Raw genomic sequence first — 24,299 nt, forward strand, 5'->3', positions numbered from 1 at the left:
GGTCAGGAGCGAAACGGAAGCCGATCTTCCTACCCTCCCCGAACCGTCTCCCGGACCGTCCTTCCACCCAAAAGACGGATCACACCCGCTTTTGGTTGCTCAGGATGTCCCCTCTGCCCGCTTCCGGGCCGTGCGGGCCGAGGGCACCGACCGTGAGGCCGCCGAGGGCACCGACCGTGAGGCCGAGAGCGCCGACCGCGGGGGCGGAGGGAGCCGCCGGGGGGGGCGAGGGGAGCCGCCGGGGGAGCCGCTTCACCCGAACTGGACCGACCTCTTCGCCATCCCCATCCAGAAGCCGTCGATCACGTTCCGCGCGCTGCCCAGCTCGCCCTCCGACGCGCCGAGCGTGACGAACAGCGGGGCGAAGTGTTCAGTACGGGGATGGGCCAGCCTGCCTGCGGGCGCCTTGTGCTCGAAGTCGAGCAGGGCGTCGATGTCCTGGTCCGCCAGCGCGCGCCTCCCCCAGTCGTCGAACTCGGACGACCATGCGGGCACCCCGCGACCCGCGTGCCGCAGCGCCGCCAGGTTGTGGGTGAAGAAGCCGCTGCCGACGATCAGCACGCCCTCGTCCCGCAGCGGTGCCAGCTTCCGCCCGATCTCCAGCAGCTTTCGCGGATCGAGCGTGGGCAGCGAGATCTGGAGCACCGGGATGTCGGCCTCCGGGAACATCTCCACGAGCGGTACGTACGCCCCGTGGTCCAGCCCCCGGTCCGGCACGTCCTGTACGGGCGTACCGGCCCCCCGCAGCAGTTTCCGTACGGATTCGGCGAGCCCCGGGGCGCCCGGGGCGGCGTACCTCACCTGGTAGTAGCGCTCGGGAAAGCCCCAGAAGTCGTAGACGAGCGGCACCGATTCCGTCGCACCGAGGGCGAGCGGTGCCTCCTCCCAGTGGGCGGAGACCATCAGGATGGCGCTGGGGCGCGGCAGCTCGGCGGACCAGGCTGCCAGCTCACCGGGCCAGAACGGGTCGTCGGCCAGCGGTGGGGCGCCGTGGGAGAGATAGAGGGCGGGCATCCGTTCCGCGACGGTATTCATGACGGCTCCAGGGTCCAGATCCGTGGCGCGCCGGTCCGCGCCCCGGCCACTCAATATGCTTGAACATTCAAGCATATGTCAGGCATATCTCGCGGCATATCTCGCGGCATACCTCGCGGCATACCTCAACCAGATCTAGTTTAAGTTTCAATAATGAGTAGAGTGGAGCCCATGACCATGGCAGCTACCGGCAATGACGTCAGCACGGACAACGCCAGTGGAGGCGAGGAACACCGAGACGCGGAACCTCGCTGGCTCGACGACGAGGAGCAGCGCGCCTGGCAGTCGTACATTCAGGCCAGCACCCTCCTGGAGGACCACCTCGACCGTCAGCTCCAGCGCGACGCCGGGATGCCGCACATCTACTACGTCCTCCTGGTCCATCTCGCGCAGGCCCCCCAGCGCCGGATGCGGATGACGCAGCTGGCCAAGGACGCGAAGATCACCAGGTCACGGCTCTCCCACGCCATCGCCCGGCTCGAACTGCACGGCTGGGTGCAGCGCGAGAACTGCCCGTCCGACAAGCGCGGACAGAACGCGTTCCTGACGAACGAGGGCAACGAGATGCTCAAGCGGTCGGCGCCGGGCCATGTGTCCGCCGTACGTCAGGCGATCTTCGACCGGCTCGACCCCCAGCAGGTGGCGCAGCTCGGCGCGATCATGCAGGTGATCGCCGAGGGGCTCCAGCCGGAGGGGACGAACGCGGATCTGCCCTGGCGCCGCTGATTGCCCTGGCGCCGCTGTTTTCCGACGGCACCAGGGCAGATCGCGACGGGGGTGAGCGCGTCAGTGCATCGCCACCGGGATCGGGACCTCGCCCTCCGCGCCCCGGGCACCCTCGTCGCCCGTCGAGGCGCCGGGGCTGCCGGTGTTGATGAAGGTGAACGCGATGGCGGCGGCGACGGCGAGGATGCCGACCGCCCACCAGATGGCGCTCGCGAAACCGGCGACCAGGGCCTGGAGTTCGAGCAGCTTCGGGTCGCGCGCGGTCGCCGCGTGCGAGGCGACGTACGCGGTCGTGGCCGAGGCCGCGATCGTGTTCAGCAGCGCCGTACCGATCGCGCCGCCGACCTGCTGCGAGGTGTTGACCATCGCCGAGGCGACGCCCGCGTCACGCGGTTGGATGCCGTGGGTGGCGAGCGACATGGCCGGCATGAACGCCGTGCCCATGCCCAGTCCGAGCAGCAGCTCGGCGGGGAGGATCAGACCCGCGTACGAGGAACCGATCTCCAGCTGCGTCAGCAGCAGCATGCCGACCCCGGCGACCAGGAAACCGGGGCCCATCAGCAGCCTCGGCGCGACACGGGTCATCAGCCGGGCGCCGATCTGGGTCGAGCCCGCGATCATGCCCACGACCATCGGCAGGAAGGCGAAGCCGGTCCTGACCGGGGAGTAGCCCTTCACGACCTGGAGGTAGTAGGTCAGGAAGAGGAACAGGCCGAACATCCCGATGATGGCCAGGCCCAGCGACATGTAGACACCGGCGCGGTTGCGGTTGGTCACCACGCGCAGCGGCAGCAGCGGGGCCTTGACCCGCGACTCGACGAAGACGAACGCGCCCAGCAGGAGCACGGACGCCACGAAGAGCGAGATCGTCACACCGGACGTCCAGCCGTCGGACTCGGCGCGCGTGAACCCGTACACCAGCGAGACCAGTCCCAGGGTGGACAGGACGACACCCGGGATGTCCAGCGGCGAGCGGTTGAGACCGCCCGCGGGCTCGCGGATCACGAAGTACGCGCCGAGCGCCGCCACGATCGCGAACGGGATGTTGACGAAGAACGTCCAGCGCCAGTCCAGGTACTCGGTGAGGAACCCGCCGAGCAGCAGACCCACGGCTCCACCGCCACCGGCGATGGCCCCGAAGATGCCGAACGCCTTCGCGCGCTCCTTGGTGTCGGTGAAGGTCACCGCGAGCAGCGACAGCGCGGCGGGCGCGAGCAGCGCGCCGAAGACGCCCTGGAGCGCCCGGGAGCCGAGCAGCATCGCCTCACTGGTGGCGGCGCCCCCGAGGGCGGACGCGGCGGCGAAGCCGATCAGGCCGGTGACGAAGGTGCGCTTGCGGCCCCACAGGTCGGCGACGCGGCCACCGAAGAGCAGCAGACCACCGAAGGCGAGGGCGTAGGCGGTGATGACCCACTGTTTGTTGCCGTCGGATATGCCCAGGGCCGTCTGGGCGGAGGGCAGCGCGATGTTCACGATCGTCGCGTCCAGCACGACCATCAGCTGCGCCAGCGCGATGAACACCAACGCCTTCCAGCGATGGGGATCGGCGACTTCGGCGCCCGGGTCGGGGAGCCGCTTCTCGGCTGTTCTTGACATGGAGGTATCCACCTAAGGGTACGGAAAGGCAAAAAACGTACGTAAGTACAGGCAACGCTGCGGGACTTACGAGGTCATGTACGAGGTCATGGAGCGCGGCCCAGGGCCTGCGGCGTCGGGGAGGTCGCCGCAACGGCCGGAAGAGGTTCAGGGCGCGTCGGGGAAGGTTCAGGGCGCGTCACGGAGCGGCGCGGCGCAGATCCTCCAGAGTCGCGGCCGAGCCGGTCAGTTCGGACCGCTCCGGTGTTCCCAGGCCGTCCAGGAACACCTGGAGATACCGGTGGGCGAACCGGTCCAGGTCTAGGTCCCGGCACCCGACGCCGGGCAGCGGCCGGGTGAGCTGTGACAGCACGATCATCAGATCGCCGATCGTGACGTCGCCCCGCAGCCGCCCCGCCCGCCGCGCCCGCTCCATCAGTACGTCGACGGCGCTTTCGAGGCGCACGCGCTCGGCCTCCAGATCGGGGCGGGCATGGTCGAACGCGCTCGAAAGCATCGGGCAGAGCGCCCCGATCCGCTCGTCGGCCGCGGCGTGGACGAAACGACCCAGCGCGGCGAACGCGTCGGGCTCCCCCGCCGCGGCGATCGACTCCGCGCGGTCCGCGATCCGGGCCATGACGGAGAAGACGACGTCGTGGATGAGGGAGTACCGGTCGGGGAAGTGCCGGTAGAGCGTGGCGTTCCCGACGCCGGCCCGCCGCGCGATCTCGTCGAGCGGGGCCTCCGAGCCGTACTCCACGAACATCTCGCGCGCCGCGGCCACGATGCGCTCCCGATTGCGCAGCGCGTCCGCGCGCGGCCGTGGCACACGGCGCGGCACACGGCGAGCAGCGGTTTCGGGGGCGGCGGCGGTCACGGCTGGCCTTCTTCCGGTTCGGATCGGATCGGATCGGTTCAGATCGACAACGGGTCGGATCGACAACGGGTCAGATCGGCATGGTTCGGATTAACAGACTTTGAATCGACAAACAGGGACCACTTCCCCATTTCCCTAGAACACAGGTGCAAACGGGGAGGGCCTCCCCGGTTATTTCGCGCACCTTTGTGACTTGAGTCACAAGGTCGTACCCGCTGGAAAAACCCACGATCGGCGCACCCAGCGAGCGCCGACACGCCGACCGGCGGAGGGTGATCGAACGGAGAGCAGTCAGAACGGCCGACTGCCGCGGGACCGAGGGCGGTCGCATGCAGCAGGCGGGTCGGATAGGCGGAGCCGGCGAAAGAGCCGGAAACGGCAGTGGCCCCGGGGGGCCCGTGGGAGGGGGCGCGGGCGGCGCCCATCCCCTGGGGCCCACAGGCCCCGAAGACCCCTCAGACCCCGCCGGCTCCTCCACCCCCACCGGCCCCCGCGGCTCCCGCCGCCTCGCCGCCCTCGCCGGGCTGGCCGCCCTCGCCCTCGCCGCCCTGACCTCGGCGAGCTACCCCCTCCCGGCCGCCTCCCGCGCCTCCGCCGGACCCGGCAGCGCCACGGGATCGCTGCTCGGCCCGTGCCGTATCGCGGCCTCCACCACCGCCGTACAGATGTCGGAGGGACTGCCCACCCCGTCCGGCTACTCCCGCTCCACCGGCGCCGTCCGTGCGCTCAACCTGATGATCGACTTCCCGGACGCGCCGGGTCCCGGCAAGGCGCTGGACCGGTTCGCCGAGTTCTTCCCGCAGACCTCGGAGTGGTTCAGGACCAGCTCGTACGGGCGTCTCGACTACCACCCGGAGACCCCGCTGACCGACTGGCTGCGGATGCCGATGCCGTTCGCGGAGTACGGGATCGAGCGCGGGTCGCCGTACGAGCCGGGCTACCGGCAGCTCGTCGAGGACATCGTGGCCGCCGCCGATCCGGAGGTGGACTTCAATCGGTACGACCTGGTGAACATCCTGGTCACACCCAACGCGGGCCCCTCCGCGCTGGACACCGTCCTGTCCGTGACCTTCTCCGGCAACGCCGACGCGCCCAAGGCGGACGGCGTCCCGCTCGCCAACACGTCCTTCGTCTACAGCCGCCAGGACGACGGCTCGGGGTCGTACGCCAGGACCGGCTACCGGGTGCTGCCGCACGAGAACGGCCATGTCTTCGGCCTGCCCGACCTGTACACGGCGGACGGCGGCGGCTCGGTCGGCCACTGGGACATCATGTCCGAGGACTGGGGCGCCAACAACGATCTGCTGGGCTGGCACAAGTGGAAGCTCGGCTGGCTCGACGACGACCAGATCGGCTGCGCCACCTCGACGGGAAACAACGATTATCTGCTCGGCCCGCTGGCGACGGCGGGCGGGCCGAAGATGGCCTTCGTCCCCCTCTCCAAGGAGTCCGGGTACGCGATCGAGGTGCGGACCCGGGCGGGCAACGACGACGCCGTCTGCGAGCCGGGCGTACTGATCTACCGCGTCGACGCGGGGGTGGACACCGGGCGCGGTCCGGTGACGATCTCCGACAGCAAGGAGAACAGCGGCGGTTGTACGCGACGGCCCAATGTGCACGCCGAGCTGTCGGACGCGCCCTACCAGCCGGGGCAGACCTTCACCGACAAGGAGAACGGCGTCCGGATCTCGGTGCTGTCGGAGGAGCCCGACGAGCACTTCATGGTGCGGGTGACGAGGTCGTAGGAGGTACGGGAGTCGCAGGAGGCGGCATCGTCGTGCGGTGGGGCCGCTCCGAGGCCGACCACTCCATCAGCGGCTTCAAACGCGTCCACGACATGACGCCCATCGCCTACCGCCGGGCCCGCCGCTCACACGGCGGGCGGACCGAGCGGCACTCCGCGCGGGCGGACCGGGCGTGATCGTGCCACCAACGCCTGTGACGGCCTGATCGGCCTCGCCGGCGCCGAGAAGACCACTCGCGCGACAGTACTGCTCTGGCCGTTGACACCGACGGCGTACCGCTTCAAACGCGGCCACCGTATCCGCGTCCAGGTCTCCAGCGGCGCCTCCCCCGCTACAACCGCAGCCCGGCACCGGCGGACCCAGCCACAGCAGCCCGCCTCCACGGCTCCGAGCAGCATGCCTTCCAGGGCTCCGCGCACCCCTCCGCCGTCATTCCGCCGCTCCGGGCGCCTCCTGCCTCAGTGAGCGTTTGGTTCTTGCTTGTCCGTTTCATTTGGCTTAGCTGTCGCGCCAGTTGGGGGTGGCTTCGTGGGTGAGGCGGCGGGTCATGAGGTTGATGGCGGCGAGTTGGATCATGGCGGCCGAGCGGTGGGGGTGGGTTTCGTAGTCGCGGGCCAGGCGGCGGTGGTGCATGAGCCAGCCGAGGGTGCGTTCGATGACCCAGCGGCGGGGTTGGACGTGGAATCCGCGGACGGCGGGGTCGCGTTGGACGATTTCCAGGTCGATGCCGATCTCGGCGGCGTGTTCGACGGCTTTGGTCTTGTAGCCGTTGTCGGCCCAGGCTTTGGTGATGGTGGGGTGGTGCTCGCGGATTTGGGTGAGGAGTTGGGTGCGGGCGGCGGAGTCGTGGACGCTGGCGGCGGTGACGGCGACGGCGACGGCCAGCAGGAGGCCGAGTGTGTCGGTGACGATGTGCCGCTTGCGCCCGTTATCTTGAGCCCGTACGAGCGTGTCCTTCATGTGTGTGAAGCACTCTGAAGTTCCCCCAACTTCCGTCGTGGATGCGGTTATCTGCCGCCGTCCAACACGGAAGGGGTGGATGGGCGATGCGCGTACAGAGGGTGCTGGCACCCGGGTCGACGACGGAGTCGTGGACGCTGCTGGGGGATGATCTGCGGCCGGTCGATCCGGTCGAGTCGTTCCTGGCCTACCTGACCGCGATCGAGCGGTCGCCGAACACCGTCAAGGCGTACGCCCACGACTTGAAGGACTGGTGGTACTACCTCGACGGCCGTGATCTGGACTGGAAATCGGTGGACTTGGAGGCGATGGCCTCGTTCGTGGCCTGGCTGCGGTTGCCGCCGCCGGCCCGGAATGGGACGGTGGCGGTGCTTCCGACGGTCGGGCACCACTGCACGGCCTCCAGTGTGAATCGCAAGCTCGCCGCGGTCAGCACGTTCTACGAGTTCCATGCCCGCAGCGGCATCCAGGTGGCCGACCTGCTGGTGACGATGCGCCCGGCCGGACCTCATCGATCGGCGGCCACCTCCTACAAGCCGTTCTTGCAGCACATCGCCTCCGGCAAGCCCGAGCGGACGAGGACGATCAAGCTCAGGAACGGACGGAAGCACCCCCGCGTCCTGACTGCCGCCCAGGTCCAGAAGATCCTGGACTCCTGCGAACACCTGCGGGACCGGCTGCTGTTCGCTCTGCTGCTGGACACCGGGGTCCGCATCGGCGAGGCCCTGGGCCTGCGGCACGACGACATCGCGATCGCCGAACGGCAGGTGACCGTGGTGCCGCGGCAGAACGACAACCGGGCCCGCGCGAAGGCCGGCCGCTCCCGCATCATCCCGGCGAGCGCGGAACTGATGCGTCTGTACTCCGACTACCTGCACCGCGAGTACGGCGCACTGGACTCCGACTACGTCTTCGTGAACCTCTTCGCCGAACCACACGGCCACCCCTGGGGCTACCCGGCCGTCTATGACCTGGTCAGACGGCTCCGGAAGACCACCGGGATCGCTTTTGAACCCCACCAATACCGCCACACCTACGCCACCTGGCTGCTGCGCCGGGGGGCCGGGATGGAGACGGTGAAGGAGTGCCTCGGGCACGCATCGCTCACCACAACGATCGACACATACGGTCACCTCACCGTCGAGGACGCCCGGCGGACGCTGGAAGCCGCGGGCTGGTTCACCGGCCGGGAGGTCCAGCTGTGACCTTCCCCGCTGAGAAGGCACCGGGACGGACGAGGCTGCTTGAGCAGCTGATGGCCGTCGTCCGGCCCGAGTTCCGCTCCGAAATCTACGTCCCCGCGCCTGATGACCCCGTCTTCATCGCCGACGAGTGCGCGGTCGCAGACTGCGACCGGACAGCGGCGTCGACCAGGCGCGGACTCTGCAACGCTCACGCCATCCGGTTCCGCAAGCGCGGCGGCCCGCCGATGGCGGACTTTCTCGCCGATCCTGGCCCACCGGTCCGGGGCCGCAGATCGCTCGCCGCCTGCGTCATCGACGGCTGCCGCTACGGGCGGGGCGCCAAGAACGGCTTGTGCTCCAAGCATCGCGACCGGTGGAGCCGGGCCGGCACGCCCGACTTGGCTACCTGGGATGCCCCTGACCTGGCCCCGAGCAACACCACGATGTCCGACTGCCGTCTGCCGTTCTGCGATCTCTGGGTCGCCAATCCCACCAAACTCTTCTGCACGGGCCACGACGACCGATGGCACCGCCACGGCCGCCCCGACCCCGACCACTTCATCGCCGACTGCGAACTGGTCGGAACCGCCAGCATCGATCTGCGCGACCTGGCCCCACAACTAAGACTGGAGATCCAGTACTCGCTTCAATGCCGCCACGACGCCCGCTCCCGCACCGCCGCCCCTCGCCTGGTCATGTCAGCCGTCCGGCGCGTCAAGGCACTCGGGGTCACCTCGCTGCTGGACCCGTCGGAACAGCAGTGGCGCCAGAAAGTCGGAGCCCAGGCCGATGAGTCGGCCCTGTTCCTCCTCGATGCCCGTGACGGGCTGGAGGCCCTGCGGGACGGGACCGGCTGGGAGATCGAGTACCCCAGAGATGTGTGGCGGCTCCACAGGCTGCCCGGCATCACCACCCCGGCCGGACGTCCCTGCCCACGCGCCCGGCTACGGTTCGACCGCATCCCCCAGCCCTGGCTCCGTGAACTGGCAAAACGATGGACGAGGCTGCGGCTGACATCCGGGCTGAGCATCGGCGCGGCCCGCGCCGGGGTCGACGCGCTCATCTGCTTCGGCAGTTTCCTCACGTTCGCCGACGTCGATGTGCTCGCCGAGGTGGACCGGCCACTGCTGGAGCGCTACCTCGCCCACGTGATGTCACAGCCCGGCGGGCACGGCATGAAGAAGACACGGATCGGCGCGCTCAACCTGTTCTTCCAGAACATCCGGCAGTACGGCTGGGAGAACACTCTGTCCGGCACCGCGGCCTTCTACGTCGGCGACGTCCCGCCGGTCCCCGAGCAAGTCGACCGCCGCCTCGCCGAGTACGTCATGACCCAGGTCGAGTCGCCGGGCAACCTGGACCGCTGGCCCAACGCGGCCGGCCGTCTGGTCACGCTCATCCTCACCAGTTGCGGACTGCGCATTTCCAGCGCTCTCGCCCTCGACTTCGACTGTCTCCTCCACGATGGCCAGGGCGCCCCCTACCTGCGCTACTTCAACACCAAGATGAGACGCGAGGCGGCCGTTCCCATCGATGAGGAACTCGAAGCAGTCATCCACGAGCAACAGCGCCGGGTGCTGGACCGGTGGCCGGACGGGACGTCCTGCTTGTTCCCCCGCCAACGCGCCAACGTCTCGGGGAACCTCCCGCTGGCGGACGGCACCTACCGGCGGATGCTCGGCCGCTGGCTGGAGACCTGCGAGATCCGTGACGAACACGGGCGGCCAGTACACCTGACGCCCCATCAATGGCGGCATACCTTCGCCTGCCGACTCATCAACCGAGATGTCCCGCAGGAGGTTGTCCGCGTCCTTCTGGACCACGATTCACACAAGATGACCTCGCATTACGCCAAGATCACCGACCAGACGGTGCGGCGGCACTGGGAACAGGCGACCAAGGTCAACATCAAGGGCGAACGCGTGGTCCTCGATCCCGACGGGCCGCTCGGCCAGGCCCAGTGGGCCAAGACGCGTTACGGCATCGCCACCCAGACCCTGCCCAACGGCTACTGCGGGTTGCCTGTTCAGAAGACCTGCCCGCACGCCAATGCTTGTCTGACCTGCCCAGTCTTCCTCACTGGGCCCGAGTTTCTGCCAGAGCTCCGCGAACAGCGCACCCGCACCCTGACATTGATCGACAACGCCAAGAGCTGCGGTCACAGCCGCATGACCGAGATGAACCAGCAGGTCGCCGACAACCTCGACCGCATGATCGGCGAGATGGAAGACGATCAGGAGGCTGAGAATGCCGGCTGACAACTCCCTCCTGATCGTCGCCGCGGCCCGCCGGAGAGCCACGGCAACCCGCCGACGGGCGGTGGCCGCCCTGCGGCGGATGGATGCCACCGGCACCGCGATCACCTTCGAGACCGTCGCCCGCGAAGCGGGCGTCTCCCGGTCCTGGCTCTACAACCAGCCGGACCTGAGAGCCGAGATCGAGCGACTTCGCGCCCGCCGCCGGTCGATCCCCGCGGCCCGGCCGGTTCCCGAACGGCAACGAGCCTCCGACGCCTCCCTTCTACGGCGCTTGGAGGCCGCCACCGAGCGCAACAGACAACTGGAGTCCGAGAACCGGGAGTTGCGCGAGGCCCTCGCCCTCGCGCTCGGGGAACGACGCACCGCCGACCTGCCAGGCCATCGCGACGACACGCCGAGAAAGAAGTCTTCCGCCGTCATCGGACCCTGCTGACGAGACCGTCGAGGACACTGTCCTCCACACAACACACCAGGTCAGGAACCTCCAAGATCGGCGGGCTCAAGATAACGCCCGATGATCTTTTTGGCGGGGTCGATGCCTTGGCTGGTCAGGGGGACGGTGGCGGAGGTCTTGATGCTCTGGCTGTCGATCGGGCAGGCGCTGGGCTCGCTGGTGCGGCCTTCGGCCTGGCGGACTTTGCCGCGGAGCAGGCCGGTGAGCTGGGCGAAGATGCCGTCGGCTTCCCAGCGGGCGAAGTAGCCGTAGACGCTCTGGTGGGGTGGGAAGTCGTGGGGCAGGTAGCGCCAGGGGATGCCGGTGCGGTCGACGTAGAGGATGGCGTTCATCAGGGCGCGCAGGTCGTGGGTGGGTTTGCGGATGCCGTTGCGGGCTCGGCCGCCAGGCTTCGAGGGTGGGGCGGATGAGTTCCCATCGGGCATCGGACAGGTCGCTGGGGTAGGGCCGTGAGGACTGCATGATGCCTGGATATGTGAATGTGGTTGGTCTGGGGAGAGCGTGTGCGGGGGCGTCCGGTGCATCAGGGGCACGCGTTGGCCATACCGGGCGAACCGGTGTTTTCCTCTATGAGACGGGAGCTATCGTATGGAACCCGGCACATTACCGAACTCGCCGTTTCCGCATAAGCCATTTTCCCGGCGTATCGCCAGGCCGACGCCCACTCTTGACTGCTCAGAAATATCCCAGACTACCCAAAGAGCCAACCAAACGCTCACTGAGCACCCTGCAAATCTCGGCTGGCGGGCTGCCGGCCATCGGCCCGGACGCCGCCCGCGCACGCGAACTGGCCAGAGGCCAGCTCGCCCTGTTCATCGGAGGCATGGGCGCGCCCGGCCACAACTACTACTACGACTTGATCAGCCGTTACGGCTATGCCAAGGAGGCCGAGGCGATCCAGCGGCTGTTCCTGGCGGGCGACAAGGCCGGGGCAGCAGCAGCCGTCCCGGCCGCCCGTCTGGAGGCCACCACGCTCTGCGGCACGGAGAGCTATGTGAGGGACCGGCTGGATGCCTATCGTGAGGCGGGGGTGAGCCACCTCCAGGTCGTCCCCGTGCCTCAAAACGGGGAGAGCGAGACTGCAGTCGTCGCCCGGCTGAAAAACTTCATCGGCTGAGTGCCAGCCTCAGCCAACCTCGATGAACCCCGACTCGTACGCGATCACCACCGCCTGCGTACGGTCACGTGCCCCCAGCTTGGCCAGGGTGCTGCTCACATGGGTCTTGACGGTCTGCACCCCCAGGAACAACGCCTCTGCAATCTCCCCGTTGGACATTCCCTGCGCCATGAGCCGCAGCACCTCCGCCTCCCTCTCGGTGAGCTGGGCACGGGCCAACGCGCCGCGTGAATCCGGCTTGGGGCGTCCCGACACCATTGTGCGCAAGGCGGCGGGGAAGAGCACCGAGTCCCCGGTGGCCACGGTACGCACGGCCTGGACGATCTCGGCCGGCCGGGAGCGCTTGAGGAGGAAGCCTGACGCCCCCTCCTTTAGGGCCTCGTACACGTACTCGTCATGCTCGAACGTGGTGATCACCAGGACCCGGGGAGGTTCCGGTACAACAGCCAGCAGTTCGCGGGTCGCGGTGATGCCGTCGACCTGGGGCATGCGGACGTCCATGACAACCACGTCCGGACGCAGTCGGCGCACCAGCGGAATGACCTCGGAGCCGTCCGACGCCTCACCGACCACGGTGATGTCGGGGCTGTTGCCGAGGATGGCGGACATGCCGGCCCGGACGAGTTCCTCGTCGTCGACCAACAGGACGGAGATGGTCTGCGTCATGACTCCAACCGTAGGGGTAGGTGCGCGCTGACGATCCAGCGACCTGACTGGGATCCGGCCGTGGCCCGGCCGCCCAGCAGCGCGGCTCTCTCACGCATGCTCCGCAGGCCCTTGCCCGTGCCGCGCGCCCGTCGGGTGACCTCCACGATCGTGTTGGTCACCGAGAGTTCTATCCGTTCGTCCGTGAGGTCCAGGACAACGTCCACGGGTGAACCGGGCGCGTGCTTCATCGCGTTGGTGAGCGCCTCCTGAAGGATGCGGTACGCCTCTCGGGAGACTACCCCTGGGACGGCCGCGAAGTCGCCCGCCGTACGGGAGCTGACAGCGGCCCCGGACGCCCGGCTGGCCTCCAGCAACTGCCCGATATCCGCGAGCGTGGGGCGGGCCTTGCGGGCCGACGGCTGTTCCGCCTTGAGGTAGCCCAGGGTACGTTCCAGGTCGTCCATGGCGCGCCGTCCGGTCTCCTCGATGGAGGTCAGGGCGCGGACCACGAAGTCGCGGTCGACGTCGATGAGTTCGCGGGCGGCACTGGCCTGCAGGACTGTCGCGGTGAGAGCGTGCCCGATCGAGTCGTGCAGGTCCCCGGCAAGCCGGTTGCGCGCCAGCAGCTCGTCCGCCCGGCGCTCGGCGTCGGCGAGCCGCTCGGACGTGGACGGCCCCAGCAACCTCTTCGCGAGGACGAGTTGCACATACCCCGCGCCGACGACAACCGCGGCGGTAAGCAGCAGCAACACCGGTACGAACACCAGGATCCAGATGCGTTCGCGACCACCCCGAATCTCGACGCTGAGGACCGTCACAATGCGTTCGGCAGCCGGGATGGTCGCCAGCGTCCCCGTGACCGACAGCAGCTGAGCTACGACACTCGCCACGAGCAGTCCCCACCACACACGTGCTACGAGCCAGACGCTGGTGCGCCAACGTGCTGGCAGGCCCTTCGCCGGAGCGAGCCCGATCGCCCCCTCGTCCGCCGGAACCAGCAGCAGCCGGGCCTGCATACCCTCCGCGTGCCGCATGGCCGGCACCGTGCCCAAGAGCAGCAGCAAGGGCACCGGCACCACGGCCGAAGCTGCCAGGTCCCGCGGCAGCGACTCGGAGAAGCCCGGGTAGATCAGGACGCACACCGGTCCCACGGCGGCGCCGATGAGCACGTGCAGCGCGCGTGTGTAAGTGGCGCCCCTCGTCAGGGCAGCGAGAATCTTCACCTGCATGACGTCATCCTTCGTGGTCTCCCTCCCGGGAGGGACGACATTCCCGCCATCGGGGGATCCGCGGCGACCAGCGGAACGGTTGACTCAGGGACATGAGCAGCGACAGGGAATTCTCACACGGTACGCGCGACGCACCCGCCATCGATGTCCAGGGTCTCACCAAGGCATACGGTGACAAGACCGTAGTGAACGGGCTCGCCTTCCAGGTACAGGCAGGCATGGTCACCGGCTTCCTCGGCCCGAACGGCGCCGGCAAGTCGACCACCATGCGGATGATCCTCGGCCTCGACCGCCCGGCGGAAGGACGAGCCCTGATCTCCGGGCGGGCCTATTCCGAACTCGGCGAACCGCTGCGGCATGTCGGCGCCCTCCTGGACGCCGGCGCAGCACACCCTGGCCGTACCGCTCGCGACCACCTTCTGTGCATCGCCCGAGCCAACCGCATTGCGGACTCCCGCACCACCGAGGTGCTGGAGCAGGTCGGACTGGCCACCGCCGCCAAGCGGCGCATCGGCGGGTTCTCGCTGGGCATGCGCCAGCGTTTGGGCATCGCCACGGCACTCCTCGGCGACCCGCGGGTGCTGATCCTCGACGAACCGGTCAACGGCCTGGATCCCGAGGGCATCCGGTGGCTGCGGAAGTTCCTGAAGGACCTTGCCAACCAGGGCCGGGCAGTGCTCATCTCCAGCCATCTGATGACGGAGATGGCGCTGGTGGCCGACCGGCTGGTCATCATCGGCAAGGGCAGTCTGTTGGCCGACGTGTCCATGACCGAGTTCGCCGAGGAGCACGGCCGCAGCCGGGTCCGGGTCCGGTCCACTGAACCACTGCGGTTGCAGAGAGTCCTCGATCACAAGGGGCTGCGGGTGGAGGCCGCCGACGACGGCAGCCTTGAGGTGTACGGCACCGACCCCGAGGAGATTGGCCGGATCGCGGCTCACGAGGGTACCCCCGTGCTGGAACTGTCCCAGGTCGAGGATTCGCTGGAAGACGCTTTCATGCGGATGACCTCCGGCGCTGTGGAATACGTGGCACGACCCCTGGGAGAGGTGGCCTGAGGATGTCCGTCAACGCGGTTCTCTACTCGGAGTGGACGAAGATCCGCTCGGTTCGTTCGGTCGTCTGGGCGCTGCCCCTAGCCGCTCTCCTGCTCATCGGGATCGGGGCCGGCGTGTGCGGCTCGGTCGGCGCCGCCGAGGCCGACGCGAAGGACTTCGACCCGGTACAGCTCGGCTACTACGGCATCTTCTTCGCCCATGTCATGGTGATCGCCTTCGCGGTCCTAGTCGTCGGCAACGAGTACAGCACTGGTTCGATCCACACCTCCTTGGCCACTGTGCCCCGGCGCGGACTCTTCTACGGCGCCAAGCTGACGGCCGGAGCGGCCCTGTCCCTGGCGGCGGGTGTCGTGGCCTCCGCTGGCACGTTCTTCGCCTCGCAGACCCTGCTCGCCGAGAACGGTGTTGCGTTCGGGGACGAAGGCACCGTCCGCGCGATCGTGGCCGGCGCGCTGTATTTCCCCGTTCTGGCCGTCATGTGTATTGGTATCACCGCGATGCTGCGCAGCCTGATGCTCTCCATGGGTCTCCTGGTCCCGTTCCTCTTCCTCGTGTCCCCCGTCCTCGCCGAGATCCCGGTACTGCGCGACCTGGCCTGGTACCTGCCGGACCGCGCGGGCCAGTACGCCCTGCGGACCCACCTCGACGCCGCGGCTCCGTACAGCCCGGCGGCCGGATTGCTGATCATGGCAGTGTGGGCTGCAGTGGCAGCGTCCGGAGGCTGGCTCGTCCTGCGCAACCGCGACGCGTGAATAGGGACAGGTAGCGGAGCGGCGTCTCTGGGCGCCACCTGATAGGGAGCGAGGGGACGGCGGAAACCACCCAGCCGTCAGGCCGGCCAGTGCACGGCCGGTACACAGCTGACGGCCGTGTTCTCCCTCAGTACGGTCATCTGCGCGCTCCGCAGTTCCTCACCCGGACCGACACCGCTCGCCTCGCGCAGCCGCCGGTCGACGGAGACAAACACTTCCAGCGCCTCCACGCGACGCCCCGATCCCGCCAGCGCGGTGACCAAGCGGGCGTGCAGTCCCTCGTACAGCGGCTCATGACGTGCGATCGGGCCCAGCCGGACCAGCACCTCCTCGTACTGCCCCTGGGACAGCGCGAGATCGGTAAGCCGACGACCTGATGATCACGACCTCACACAGGCCCTAGCGGCCCAGACGGCGGCGGTAGGCGCGCATCGACAGGGGGAAGAAGACGGCCACGAAGCCAGCCATCCAGGCCAGGCCGCCCAGGAGCGGGCCCGTCACGTCGCCTTCGCCCAGCAGGAGGGCCCGGTTGACCTCGGTCATCAGGGTGACCGGGTTGATGTTCACCCATGCCTGCACCCAGCCCGGCATGGAGTCGGCGGAGGCGAAGACATTGCTGCCGAAGCTCAGCGGCATGACCGCACCGATCAGCACCCCGGGCACGGCGGCCGGGGTGTGCAGGAGAATGCCGGCCAGGATCGCCATCCAGCAGATGCACAGGCCGAAGGCGACCATGCACTGTGACCCGGACGCGCTGGAACACGACCGCATAAGGGCGGTGCCGTATCCGGCGAGCAACGGGGTGAGGATGATCCCCATCAGGCCCATGTCGTGGTAGTTGGGCAGCCAGCCGCCGTACATCCGGCCGTCCCGGGCCGGGAAAGCGGTCGCCATGCTGGCGGCATTCGCCAAGAGGTTGCCGTGGGTGACCATGTTGCCCTTGGGGTCGTTGGTGGAGCCCGAGGTGTACTGGAGCACGGCGAGGGTCTGCAGGTCGGCCGGGAAGACATCGAGGTCGTCGGCGTGGCGCGTCAGGTCGACACGCAGGGCGAGCACCGGCATGGTGAAGCCCTCCTGCTCGACCCAGGTGGTCACCTCGTCCCACTCGTCGGGGGTGATCAGCGCACAACCGACCTCGGCGTCCTCGGCGATCGCCAGCACCCGCCGCTGGTCCTGCCGGTAGCGTCCGGGCATCGAGGACGGCACCGCGACCATGCCTGCGTAGAGGCAGCCGAGAAACCCTGCGACGAACTCGGCGGAGGTCGGGTGGAGCAGCAGGACGCGGGACCCGATCGGGCAGGCTCGGCGCAGCTCCTGCGCGAAGACGCGTGCGGCCTGGTCGAGTTGGGCATAGGTCAGCCATTGGGCAGTCGCACGGTCCACGGGCGTGCCGACGATCGCGAGGGCTGGTCGGTCGCCGATTTCACGCGCGTGCCGTCGCATAGTTTCGGACACGCTGGTCGCACCGGAAAGGTCGAACATGCTTCGTGTACTCCTGTGTCGAGGGGGCGGGGTGGGACCGGTCCAGTTCACGAAGCGTGCGGCAGTGCGGTGTGGAGGCCTGGCAGCCAGGAGACGAGGGCTTCGAGGACGGGCCGTTCGTCCGCAAGGTAGAAGTGGTCGCCCGGGAAGGTGCGCACCGCGAAGGCGCCGTCGGTGCAGGCCCGCCATCGCCGCAAGCCCTCGATGTCGACATCGGGGTCGTCCGTACCACCGAGGGTGAGCAACGGTGCGTGTACGGGCAGGGGCGGGGTGCGCCGGTAGCGGGATACGAGACGGAAGTCGGCGCGGATAGCCGGGAGGACCAAGTCCCAGAGTTCGGGTTCGTCCGCGAGCTCGCCGAACGACGTGTTGATGCGGCTCAGTTCGGCGACGAGCGAGGCGTCGTCCAATGCGTGCCGGTCGTGCTCTTCCCTGTGGTCGGGGGCGGGGGATCCGGACACCGCGAGCAGGTCGACGCCCCGTCCGTGCCGACGCTCCAGTTCGAGGGTCACTTCGTAGGCGACGACGGCGCCCATGCTGTGGCCGAACAGGGCCAGCGGCTCGGTCAGGAGGGGTTCGATGGCGTCCGCGACGGGCCGCACAAGGTCGTCCATCGAGCCGGCGGGCGGCTCGGCGAGCCGGTCCTGCCGACCGGGGTACTGCAGGGCGTGCACCTCCACGTCGCTCGGCAGGTGTGCCGGCCAGGAGCGGTAGGCATTCGCGGTTCCGCCGGCGTGTGGCGCGCACACGAGCCGGCATCGGGGGCGTGCCACCCGGTTGCACACCCTCAGCCACCGCGACTGCGTCCGCGGGTCCACAACGGTCACTGAATCATCGCCTCCCATCGTGCGTCGGCGCACAGCACAATGAGCGGCACTATCCGGCTTCTATACGCTCCGGCGCAGCTCGTCTATAAACGCAGGTGACCGCCGTCATACGCGGCCGGTCGAGAAGGGTGACGCCCCGAGGCCGGAACCGGCATCGGGGCCAGGACGTCGTACAGGCCCGGAGCGGGGGTCTCCGGGCCTGTACGTGTGTGTTCGCCTCCTACGCTTCCCGGCGCATGGTGCGCCAGGTGACGAACACACTCGCCAGGATCGCCAGCATGATGGAGCCGACGATCACGGAAGCAACGGTGGACACGTTCAGGTGCAGGCCCACGTCAGTGGCGGTCGCCTGGGAGAGTCCTGACGCCATGCCGGCCAACGGTCCAAGGGTCACCAGAACGCCGAGAGCGGCACCGATCCCGGCGACGAGTGCGGTCTCAGCGACGGTGAACATCAGCAGTTGGCGTACCGTGCCCCCCGCCGACTTCATCACGGAGAAGTCGCGACGCCTGCTGTGGGCGGCCATCCCCATGCTGTTGGCCACGGCGATGCTGCTGTAGCCCACGGCGATGGCGATCAGCATGCTGGCAAGGCTGTTCGTGAGTTTCGCGTCCGTGTTGTAGTCGTCGATGGCGTAGCGCATCGCGTCGTGGACGGCGGTGCCGGGCAGCGCCTTGGCGGGTTGGGCTTCCTTCGGGACGAAGATATCGTCGGTGAGGGCGGACGGAGCGTGCTCGCGCACCAAGTCGCGGGCCACCACGAAGTCTCCGCGGGCGGGATCGTCGGGCAGGACCTGCGCGATGCGCAGCTTCACGGTGGTGCCGTCGGCGAACCGCACATCGCGCTCGTCGCCGCCCTTCACGCCCAAGTAGGCGGCCAGGCGTTCGCCCAGCACGGCCTGGCCGGGCTTGGCCCAGCGCTGGTCGCGCGAGCCGAGGGCGTCGATTACCGCCAGGTCGCCGTCCTTGTCGTGGACGAACGCCCGAGTGGGCAGGGCAGCCTTGCCTACTGGGTTGGCGGCGACGACCTCGTCGGTGTTGCCGGCGGTCCCGGCCGGGGTCACGATCTGCTGGCCCTGAAGCTTCACGGCGTCGCCCGCCGGGTAAGCCACGGCCATTGTCTCTACCATGCCGCTGAGCAGGACCGCGAACCCGACGGCCGCGATCACCGGGGCGGCCAGCGAGGCCGCGCGGCGCGAGTTGACGCGCAGCTCCGCGCGGACGAGCAGCGGAGCTGCCGACCCGGAACGCTCGAACGGTGCGGTGAGGACCCGTCCGACCGGGCCGACGAAGACCGGTGCGAGGAGGGCAGCAGCCACGATGAGCACCATGGTCGCGGCAATCGCCATGTTAATACGGCTCTCCGCGCCGACCGTCGCGGTCACGATCGCGAGGACCACTCCGAGCCCAAGCACCGTAAGGCTGGCGGTCCAGCGCACGCGGCCCATGGTGCCGCCGCCCGCGCGGCTCTCCAGCAAGGCTTCGATCGGGGCCACCTTGGCGGCCAGCCGACTCGCCGACCAGGCTCCGAGGATGCTCACACCGACACCGATCGCGGCCGCCGTGATCAGCGGCCACGCCGACACTCGTAGGGAGAGCTCGGGCGGGGTCACGTCGAGGCCCTTGAGGATGTCGCGCAGCACCGGCGCGGCGGCGACCCCGGCCAGACAGCCGGTGACGGCGCCAAGCAGGCCCACGACGGCGGCTTCGCCGAGGATCATGCGGCGCACCTGGCGGGGGCTGGCACCGATCATCCGCAGCAGGCCGATCTCACGCCGGCGCAGCCCGGTGGCGAGGACCAGCATGGAGGCGACGACGAAGACGGTGGTGAACAGACCCAGCGCGGCCATGGCAGTGATGAGCTGGGTGCCGAGGAACCGCTTGTGCTCCACGTAGGCAGGCTGGAGTTCGGAACGGTCGTCGCCAGCCACGACGGTTCCCTTGTCCCCGAGCACACTCTGTGCCTTCTGCTTCACGGTGCCAAGGGATGCCTTGGGGTCGGTGAGGAACGCGATGGAGCCGATCCCGGGGTGCTGGCGAGCGGCGAACGCGTCGCTGAAGTAGTAGCCGGGTCCGTCGACGGTGCCGACGACGAGGAACTGCTTGCGTCCCTCGGTGATGTTCACGGTCAGGGTGCTGCCCACGGCCGCGCCTACGGAACGTGCGACGGCGACCTCGCCGTCGGCTTTCGGGGCGCGGCCGTCCGCGAGCTCGTACGGGGCCAGTCTGCTGCTCGACCAGCCGTGCCCGGCCTCCCCAGAGCCCTCGTCCTCGACCGGCTCGCCGTCGAGGAGCGCCTGCGCGTAGAAGGATCGGTCCACGATCACATCGGTCACGCCGGGCACGCCGCGTAAGCCGTCGAGCAGCGGCCGGGCCTCGCCCTCGCTCCACGGCACCCGGTCCTTAGGGTTGTCGTTCTCGTCGACGGCCTGTTCGGGCAGGGCAATGACCGGGGCGGCCGCGATCCGGGACTGGACCTTGGACAGGGAGGAGTCGTAGACGATCAGGGTGGTCGCGATGAGCGCGACGCCGACGGTGACGGCGGCGAATGCGGCCAGAAAGCTGCTCCAGCGCTCCCTGACATTGGCGATGACCAGCATCACACCGCCTCCAGCTGCGCCATGTGGGCGGCGATCGAGGCCGCGTTGTGGTTGTGGGACTCCTGACTGAGGGCAATCCGGTCGGCGATGCGGCCGTCCTTCAGGAACACCACCATGTCTGCGACCGCTGCGGCGACCGGATCGTGGGTGACCATGAGGGTGGTCTGGCTCTCCTTGTCGACAAGCATGCGCATCATCCGCAGCACCTCCTGCGAGGTGACCGTGTCGAGGGCCCCGGTGGGTTCGTCGGCGAAGAGCACGTCCGGCCGCGTGACCAGGGCGCGGGCGAGCGCCACTCGTTGCTGCTGGCCGCCGGACATCTCGCTCGGGCGGTGACCGGCACGGTCCGACAGACCGACGGCGGCAAGCGCGCCGGACACCTGGCGGCCGGTCACCCGGCGGCCGGCGAACCTCGACGGCAGCTCGACGTTCTGCGCCGCGGTGAGTGACTCGACGAGGTTGAAGGCCTGGAACACGAAGCCGATGTGGTCACGGCGAAGCTTGGTGCGCTCCTTCTCGTTCTTCTGCCCGATATCGACGCCTGCCACCATCACCCGGCCTTCGGAAAGCCGGTCCAGGCCAGCGGCGCACTGCAACAACGTGGATTTCCCAGATCCCGAGGGGCCCATGATGGCGGTAAATGTCCCACGTGGAAAACCGATGGAAACTCCGTCCAGTGCGACGACTGAGCGGTCGCCGGATCCGTAGACCTTTCGGACGGTGTAGAGCTGCACCGCATCGGATGCGGGGGCCTGCCTGGTTGTCGTCATAGGTCGATTGCAGCGGATCTGCCCCGGTGGCCGCATTGGCCTGCGCTCTACTTCCCCAGGTAGTACAGGCACTACTTAATTGAAACGAAGGCTGGGATACCGTGGCCACATGCGTCCCAGAACGGCCTGGCAGTCGATGACTCAGCACCCGCTGAGATTTCTGACGTCCGGCTGGCCATGGCGTTCCCTGGCCTATCTGGCCAGCGGCGTCGTGGTCGGCGCGGCAGCCGTGGCGGTGTTCGTCACGGGGCTCACTGTTGGGCTGGTGCTGCTGATCGTCGTGATCGGCGTGGCACCGCTCGTCGGTGTCGTGCTGTCCTCCGTCACGATCGCGACGGTGGAGCGGCGGCGGCTGCGTCTGGTGGATCTCGACGCGATGCCGAATCCCCACCGCGATCAGGACGGGCCCGGTGTCCGGGCCTGGGTGTCGACCAGGCTGACCGAGCAGGTCACCTGGCGGGAACTGCTGTTCACGCTCATCTCCGCGGCCGCGCTGTGGTGGATCGACCTGCTGGTTCTGTGCTTCGCCCTGGGCTTTCCGGTCCTCACCTTCGTCACCGCGGACAGCACCACCTGGCCGTGGGCGGTGTTCGGCGGCGTCGTGCTGCTGGCCTCGCCGTACACGGTGACGGCGTGGGCTGGGGCACGCGGTGCGCTCGCTCGGACCTTTCTGGCACCGCGCGACGAGGAGCTGGGCGAGTCGCTCCAAGAGGTACACGCGTCGCGGGTGCGGCTCATCGATTCCTTCGACGCAGAGCGTGTGCGCATCGAGCGCGATCTCCACGATGGCGCGCAGCAGCGTCTGGTGTCGCTCGGGATGATGCTGGGGCTGATGCGCCTGGACATCCCCGAAGGGTCACCGTTGTTGGCGCAGATCACCGCCGTCGAGGAGGAGCTTTCCGCGGCACACAAAGAGCTGCGCAGTCTGATCCGGGGGCTCAATCCTCCGGTGCTCGCCGATCACGGCCTAGTTTCGGCCGTCCAGGACCACGTGGGCCGTTTCCCCATCCCGGTCACGGTCGACCTCCGATTACCGGGCAGGCTGCCGCGGCAGTTGGAGACGAACGTGTATTACCTGATCAACGAGGCCATGACGAACATCGCCAGACACAGCGGAGCCAAGAGCGCGAAGGTGCAAGGCCGTTACCACTCCGACTTGTTGGTGTTGGAGATCACGGACGACGGCCGTGGCGGAGCGGATCCGTCCACGGGCAGCGGCCTGACCGGACTCGCCGATCGACTCACGGCGTTGGAGGGCCGTATGCGCGTGTCCAGCCCGGTCGGTGGCCCGACCCTGCTGCATGTGGAGATCCCGTGTCACTTCGTTTAATCGTTGCCGAAGACGCAGTGCTGTTACGCGAGGGGCTGGTGAGCCTGTTACAGCGGTTCGGCCACGAGACTCTCGCCGCCGTCGGCGACGCGGAGGCACTGGTCGCGGCGGTCGACCGCGTACGGCCGGATCTGGTGATCACGGACGTACGTATGCCACCCGGGAACAGGGACGACGGGCTGCGTGCCGCCGTAGCCCTGCGGGGCGCACACGCGGGGCTACCAGTACTGGTGCTCAGTCAGTATGTGGAGCGTTCCTACGCGGTCCGTCTGCTCGACTCGTGCAACGGCACCGCCGTCGGTTACCTGCTCAAGGAACGCATCGGAGCGGTGGCTGACTTCGCGGCCGCGCTCGACCGTGTCGCTGGCGGCGGGACCGTGGTGGATCCAGAGGTGATCCACCAACTCGTCAGACTCCGCCCCGATCCGCTGGAGCGTCTCAGCGCGCGCGAGAGGGAAGTACTCAGCCTGATGGCCGAAGGACGATCCAACCCGAGCATGGCGGCCCACCTGTTCGTGAGTGAAGCCGCCGTGAACAAGCACATCGGCAACATCTTCAGTAAGTTGGACCTACCCGTGGACACCGAGGGACATCGGCGTGTTCTGGCCGTTCTGGCCTTCCTCGGAGCAGAAAGCGCTTGACACCCGGGGCACGTTCAACTTTTATCGACCAGGAAGTTGATCCTATGTTTCCGAAGAGGGGTTCGGGAGCTCGGACTCGATGGTTATGAAGCATATGGCTCCTACACTTGACCGATATAGAGCCGTACTTACAAGCCAACCGGGGGGAATCGAATTGAGGAAGCACAGCACGAGGTTAGAAATAAGCTCGAGAGTCCGACGGGATCGAGGACGCCTGGGCCGCGATGACTTGCATCTTGCTCTCGACCGTCCATCCCTCTCCTCGACGCGTGTCCACGCCGCCCTGAGGAATGAATTCGGCCACGATCCGGCCACTGCCGTTCAGATCTCAACCATGGCGCTCGGGCCGTCGGCGCCCACACCGGTCCCATCCCTCTGTCTGCGTGGTCATGGGCGGCGGCGCACGATCCGATCGCGTCGCATCACCTCATAAGGATGCCCGCCACCGGTTGAGGCTTGCAAGCCATAGCCCCGTCGGCACTCTCGACCGTCGGTCGATGCCTGCTTCCTTCGGCATGCCCGTCTTCACCTGCCATGCCGAACGTCGCGGGCGCCTGTGGTCGTGCTCGGCGAACACCCTTCCCACGCCGTGGGCCAGCGCGCACGGCGTGCCGACGAACACTGGACATTGAGCAGCAGGGATACCCACGCGATGGAATTCCGTCTCCTGGGCCCAGTTGAGGCCCTCACGGACGACACCCCGGTCAGACTGTCCGGCACCAAGATCCACACCGTGCTCAGCACACTGCTCTTAGCCTGCGGCCGATCCGTCAGCTACGAACAGCTCAGGGGCCTTGACCCCGGATCTTGGACACACGAGACACTGGATCCTGAGGATCTGAGGACGGACATTTCGTGGTCATGAAGAACTACCCGCCGCAGTTCAAGGCGGACGCGGTCGGGCTGTACGAGTCGCGGCCCGAAGCGACGATACGGTCGGTAGCTGCCGATCTGGGGATCAATCCGGAGACGCTGCGAAACTGGGTCCGGGAAGCCGGCGCGAGCCGTCCCCGGGGCCGCCGGGCGCAGGCG

At 68.3% G+C, this 24,299-nt stretch carries 22 protein-coding genes and 3 pseudogenes; 13 read left to right on the top strand and 12 right to left on the bottom strand.

The genetic code is table 11. The features are described from left to right. Positions 1-252: 252 nt before the first annotated feature. Positions 253-1,035 (bottom strand): dioxygenase, encoded by a 783-nt coding sequence (locus ACIP8W_RS16600; protein ID WP_401950927.1) that lies wholly within the window; start codon positions 1,033-1,035, stop codon positions 253-255. Between the two features lie 162 nt (positions 1,036-1,197). On the opposite strand from ACIP8W_RS16600, the gene ACIP8W_RS16605 reads away from it, so the two are divergent. Then, a complete protein-coding gene (locus ACIP8W_RS16605; protein ID WP_401950924.1) occupies positions 1,198-1,761 on the top strand; it encodes a MarR family winged helix-turn-helix transcriptional regulator in 564 nt (187 codons plus the stop codon). A gap of 60 nt (positions 1,762-1,821) precedes the next feature. On the opposite strand, the gene ACIP8W_RS16610 is transcribed toward ACIP8W_RS16605, so the two are convergent. Continuing rightward, the gene (locus ACIP8W_RS16610) at positions 1,822-3,357 is read right to left on the bottom strand and encodes an MFS transporter (protein ID WP_401950921.1); all 1,536 of its coding nucleotides are present in this window, start codon (positions 3,355-3,357) and stop codon (positions 1,822-1,824) included. 178 nt (positions 3,358-3,535) lie between these two features. After that, positions 3,536-4,213, bottom strand: coding sequence for a TetR/AcrR family transcriptional regulator (locus ACIP8W_RS16615; RefSeq protein WP_401950919.1), 678 nt, complete (start codon positions 4,211-4,213; stop codon positions 3,536-3,538). Between the two features lie 524 nt (positions 4,214-4,737). Here ACIP8W_RS16615 and ACIP8W_RS16620 point away from each other — a divergent pair. From ACIP8W_RS16620 to ACIP8W_RS16630, 3 genes are all read left to right on the top strand, one after another. After that, complete coding sequence (locus tag ACIP8W_RS16620) at positions 4,738-5,958, top strand: M6 family metalloprotease domain-containing protein (protein ID WP_401951302.1); 1,221 nt, start codon at positions 4,738-4,740, stop codon at positions 5,956-5,958. Positions 5,959-5,990: 32 nt separating this feature from the next. Then, positions 5,991-6,134 (top strand): hypothetical protein, encoded by a 144-nt coding sequence (locus ACIP8W_RS16625; RefSeq protein WP_401950916.1) that lies wholly within the window; start codon positions 5,991-5,993, stop codon positions 6,132-6,134. An 82-nt stretch (positions 6,135-6,216) separates the two neighbouring features. Then, entirely contained in the window at positions 6,217-6,423 is a 207-nt protein-coding gene (locus ACIP8W_RS16630; RefSeq protein WP_402203452.1) for a CocE/NonD family hydrolase C-terminal non-catalytic domain-containing protein, read from the top strand. A gap of 33 nt (positions 6,424-6,456) precedes the next feature. Here ACIP8W_RS16630 and ACIP8W_RS16635 read toward each other — a convergent pair. Then, positions 6,457-6,885, bottom strand: a pseudogene (locus ACIP8W_RS16635) (transposase); the annotation flags it as partial. Positions 6,886-7,004: 119 nt separating this feature from the next. On the opposite strand from ACIP8W_RS16635, the gene ACIP8W_RS16640 reads away from it, so the two are divergent. From ACIP8W_RS16640 to ACIP8W_RS16650, 3 genes are read left to right on the top strand one after another with little or no spacing between them, the layout of a single operon-like run. Continuing rightward, entirely contained in the window at positions 7,005-8,123 is a 1,119-nt protein-coding gene (locus ACIP8W_RS16640; protein WP_402203454.1) for a tyrosine-type recombinase/integrase, read from the top strand. Then, positions 8,120-10,360 carry a tyrosine-type recombinase/integrase gene (locus ACIP8W_RS16645; RefSeq protein WP_402203456.1) on the top strand — a complete coding sequence of 747 codons (2,241 nt, stop codon included), beginning with the start codon at positions 8,120-8,122 and terminating at the stop codon, positions 10,358-10,360. The genes ACIP8W_RS16640 and ACIP8W_RS16645 overlap by 4 nt, the downstream gene beginning before the upstream one ends. Next, positions 10,350-10,793, top strand: a complete 444-nt coding sequence (locus ACIP8W_RS16650; RefSeq protein WP_402203458.1) for a DUF6262 family protein — start codon at positions 10,350-10,352, stop codon at positions 10,791-10,793. Before ACIP8W_RS16645 ends, ACIP8W_RS16650 begins: the two co-directional genes overlap by 11 nt. Before the next feature lie 74 nt (positions 10,794-10,867). Here ACIP8W_RS16650 and ACIP8W_RS16655 read toward each other — a convergent pair. Beyond that, a pseudogene (locus ACIP8W_RS16655) lies at positions 10,868-11,276 on the bottom strand (transposase); the annotation flags it as partial. 205 nt (positions 11,277-11,481) lie between these two features. On the opposite strand from ACIP8W_RS16655, the gene ACIP8W_RS16660 reads away from it, so the two are divergent. Next, positions 11,482-11,931 (top strand): LLM class flavin-dependent oxidoreductase, encoded by a 450-nt coding sequence (locus ACIP8W_RS16660; RefSeq protein WP_402203460.1) that lies wholly within the window; start codon positions 11,482-11,484, stop codon positions 11,929-11,931. A gap of 9 nt (positions 11,932-11,940) precedes the next feature. Here the strand turns inward: ACIP8W_RS16660 and ACIP8W_RS16665 are convergent, their stop codons facing one another. Both ACIP8W_RS16665 and ACIP8W_RS16670 read right to left on the bottom strand, forming a co-directional pair. Beyond that, positions 11,941-12,597 (bottom strand): response regulator, encoded by a 657-nt coding sequence (locus ACIP8W_RS16665; RefSeq protein WP_402203462.1) that lies wholly within the window; start codon positions 12,595-12,597, stop codon positions 11,941-11,943. Beyond that, complete coding sequence (locus ACIP8W_RS16670; protein WP_402203464.1) at positions 12,594-13,808, bottom strand: sensor histidine kinase; 1,215 nt, start codon at positions 13,806-13,808, stop codon at positions 12,594-12,596. The genes ACIP8W_RS16665 and ACIP8W_RS16670 overlap by 4 nt, the downstream gene beginning before the upstream one ends. Before the next feature lie 92 nt (positions 13,809-13,900). Here ACIP8W_RS16670 and ACIP8W_RS16675 point away from each other — a divergent pair, with 92 nt between their 5' ends. Both ACIP8W_RS16675 and ACIP8W_RS16680 read left to right on the top strand, forming a co-directional pair. Then, the gene (locus ACIP8W_RS16675; RefSeq protein ID WP_402203466.1) at positions 13,901-14,866 is read left to right on the top strand and encodes an ATP-binding cassette domain-containing protein; all 966 of its coding nucleotides are present in this window, start codon (positions 13,901-13,903) and stop codon (positions 14,864-14,866) included. A 2-nt stretch (positions 14,867-14,868) separates the two neighbouring features. Further along, entirely contained in the window at positions 14,869-15,618 is a 750-nt protein-coding gene (locus ACIP8W_RS16680) for an ABC transporter permease (RefSeq protein ID WP_402203468.1), read from the top strand. Positions 15,619-15,695: 77 nt separating this feature from the next. Here ACIP8W_RS16680 and ACIP8W_RS16685 read toward each other — a convergent pair. The 5 genes and pseudogenes from ACIP8W_RS16685 to ACIP8W_RS16705 form a co-directional block, all read right to left on the bottom strand. Then, positions 15,696-15,974: pseudogene (locus ACIP8W_RS16685) on the bottom strand (BTAD domain-containing putative transcriptional regulator); the annotation flags it as partial. Positions 15,975-16,017: 43 nt separating this feature from the next. Next, complete coding sequence (locus ACIP8W_RS16690; protein WP_402203469.1) at positions 16,018-17,100, bottom strand: AMP-binding protein; 1,083 nt, start codon at positions 17,098-17,100, stop codon at positions 16,018-16,020. A 47-nt stretch (positions 17,101-17,147) separates the two neighbouring features. After that, positions 17,148-17,945, bottom strand: coding sequence for a thioesterase II family protein (locus tag ACIP8W_RS16695; RefSeq protein WP_402203484.1), 798 nt, complete (start codon positions 17,943-17,945; stop codon positions 17,148-17,150). 202 nt (positions 17,946-18,147) lie between these two features. After that, the gene (locus tag ACIP8W_RS16700) at positions 18,148-20,526 is read right to left on the bottom strand and encodes an ABC transporter permease (RefSeq protein WP_402203486.1); all 2,379 of its coding nucleotides are present in this window, start codon (positions 20,524-20,526) and stop codon (positions 18,148-18,150) included. Continuing rightward, positions 20,526-21,296: an ABC transporter ATP-binding protein gene (locus tag ACIP8W_RS16705; protein WP_402203471.1), complete on the bottom strand. Its 771-nt coding sequence runs from the start codon at positions 21,294-21,296 to the stop codon at positions 20,526-20,528. Before ACIP8W_RS16705 ends, ACIP8W_RS16700 begins: the two co-directional genes overlap by 1 nt. Before the next feature lie 136 nt (positions 21,297-21,432). Here ACIP8W_RS16705 and ACIP8W_RS16710 point away from each other — a divergent pair, with 136 nt between their 5' ends. From ACIP8W_RS16710 to ACIP8W_RS16720, 3 genes are all read left to right on the top strand, one after another. Further along, on the top strand, positions 21,433-22,626 hold the full coding sequence (locus tag ACIP8W_RS16710; RefSeq protein WP_402203473.1) for a sensor histidine kinase: 1,194 nt from the start codon (positions 21,433-21,435) through the stop codon (positions 22,624-22,626). Further along, positions 22,626-23,267 (top strand): response regulator, encoded by a 642-nt coding sequence (locus tag ACIP8W_RS16715; protein ID WP_402203488.1) that lies wholly within the window; start codon positions 22,626-22,628, stop codon positions 23,265-23,267. Before ACIP8W_RS16710 ends, ACIP8W_RS16715 begins: the two co-directional genes overlap by 1 nt. An 861-nt stretch (positions 23,268-24,128) precedes the next feature. Further along, a partial coding sequence (locus tag ACIP8W_RS16720; RefSeq protein ID WP_402203490.1) for a transposase occupies positions 24,129-24,299 on the top strand: 171 nt, incomplete at its 3' end.

The sequence above is a fragment of the Streptomyces sp. NPDC088554 genome, from assembly GCF_044752945.1.
Classification (GTDB): Bacteria; Actinomycetota; Actinomycetes; order Streptomycetales; family Streptomycetaceae; genus Streptomyces.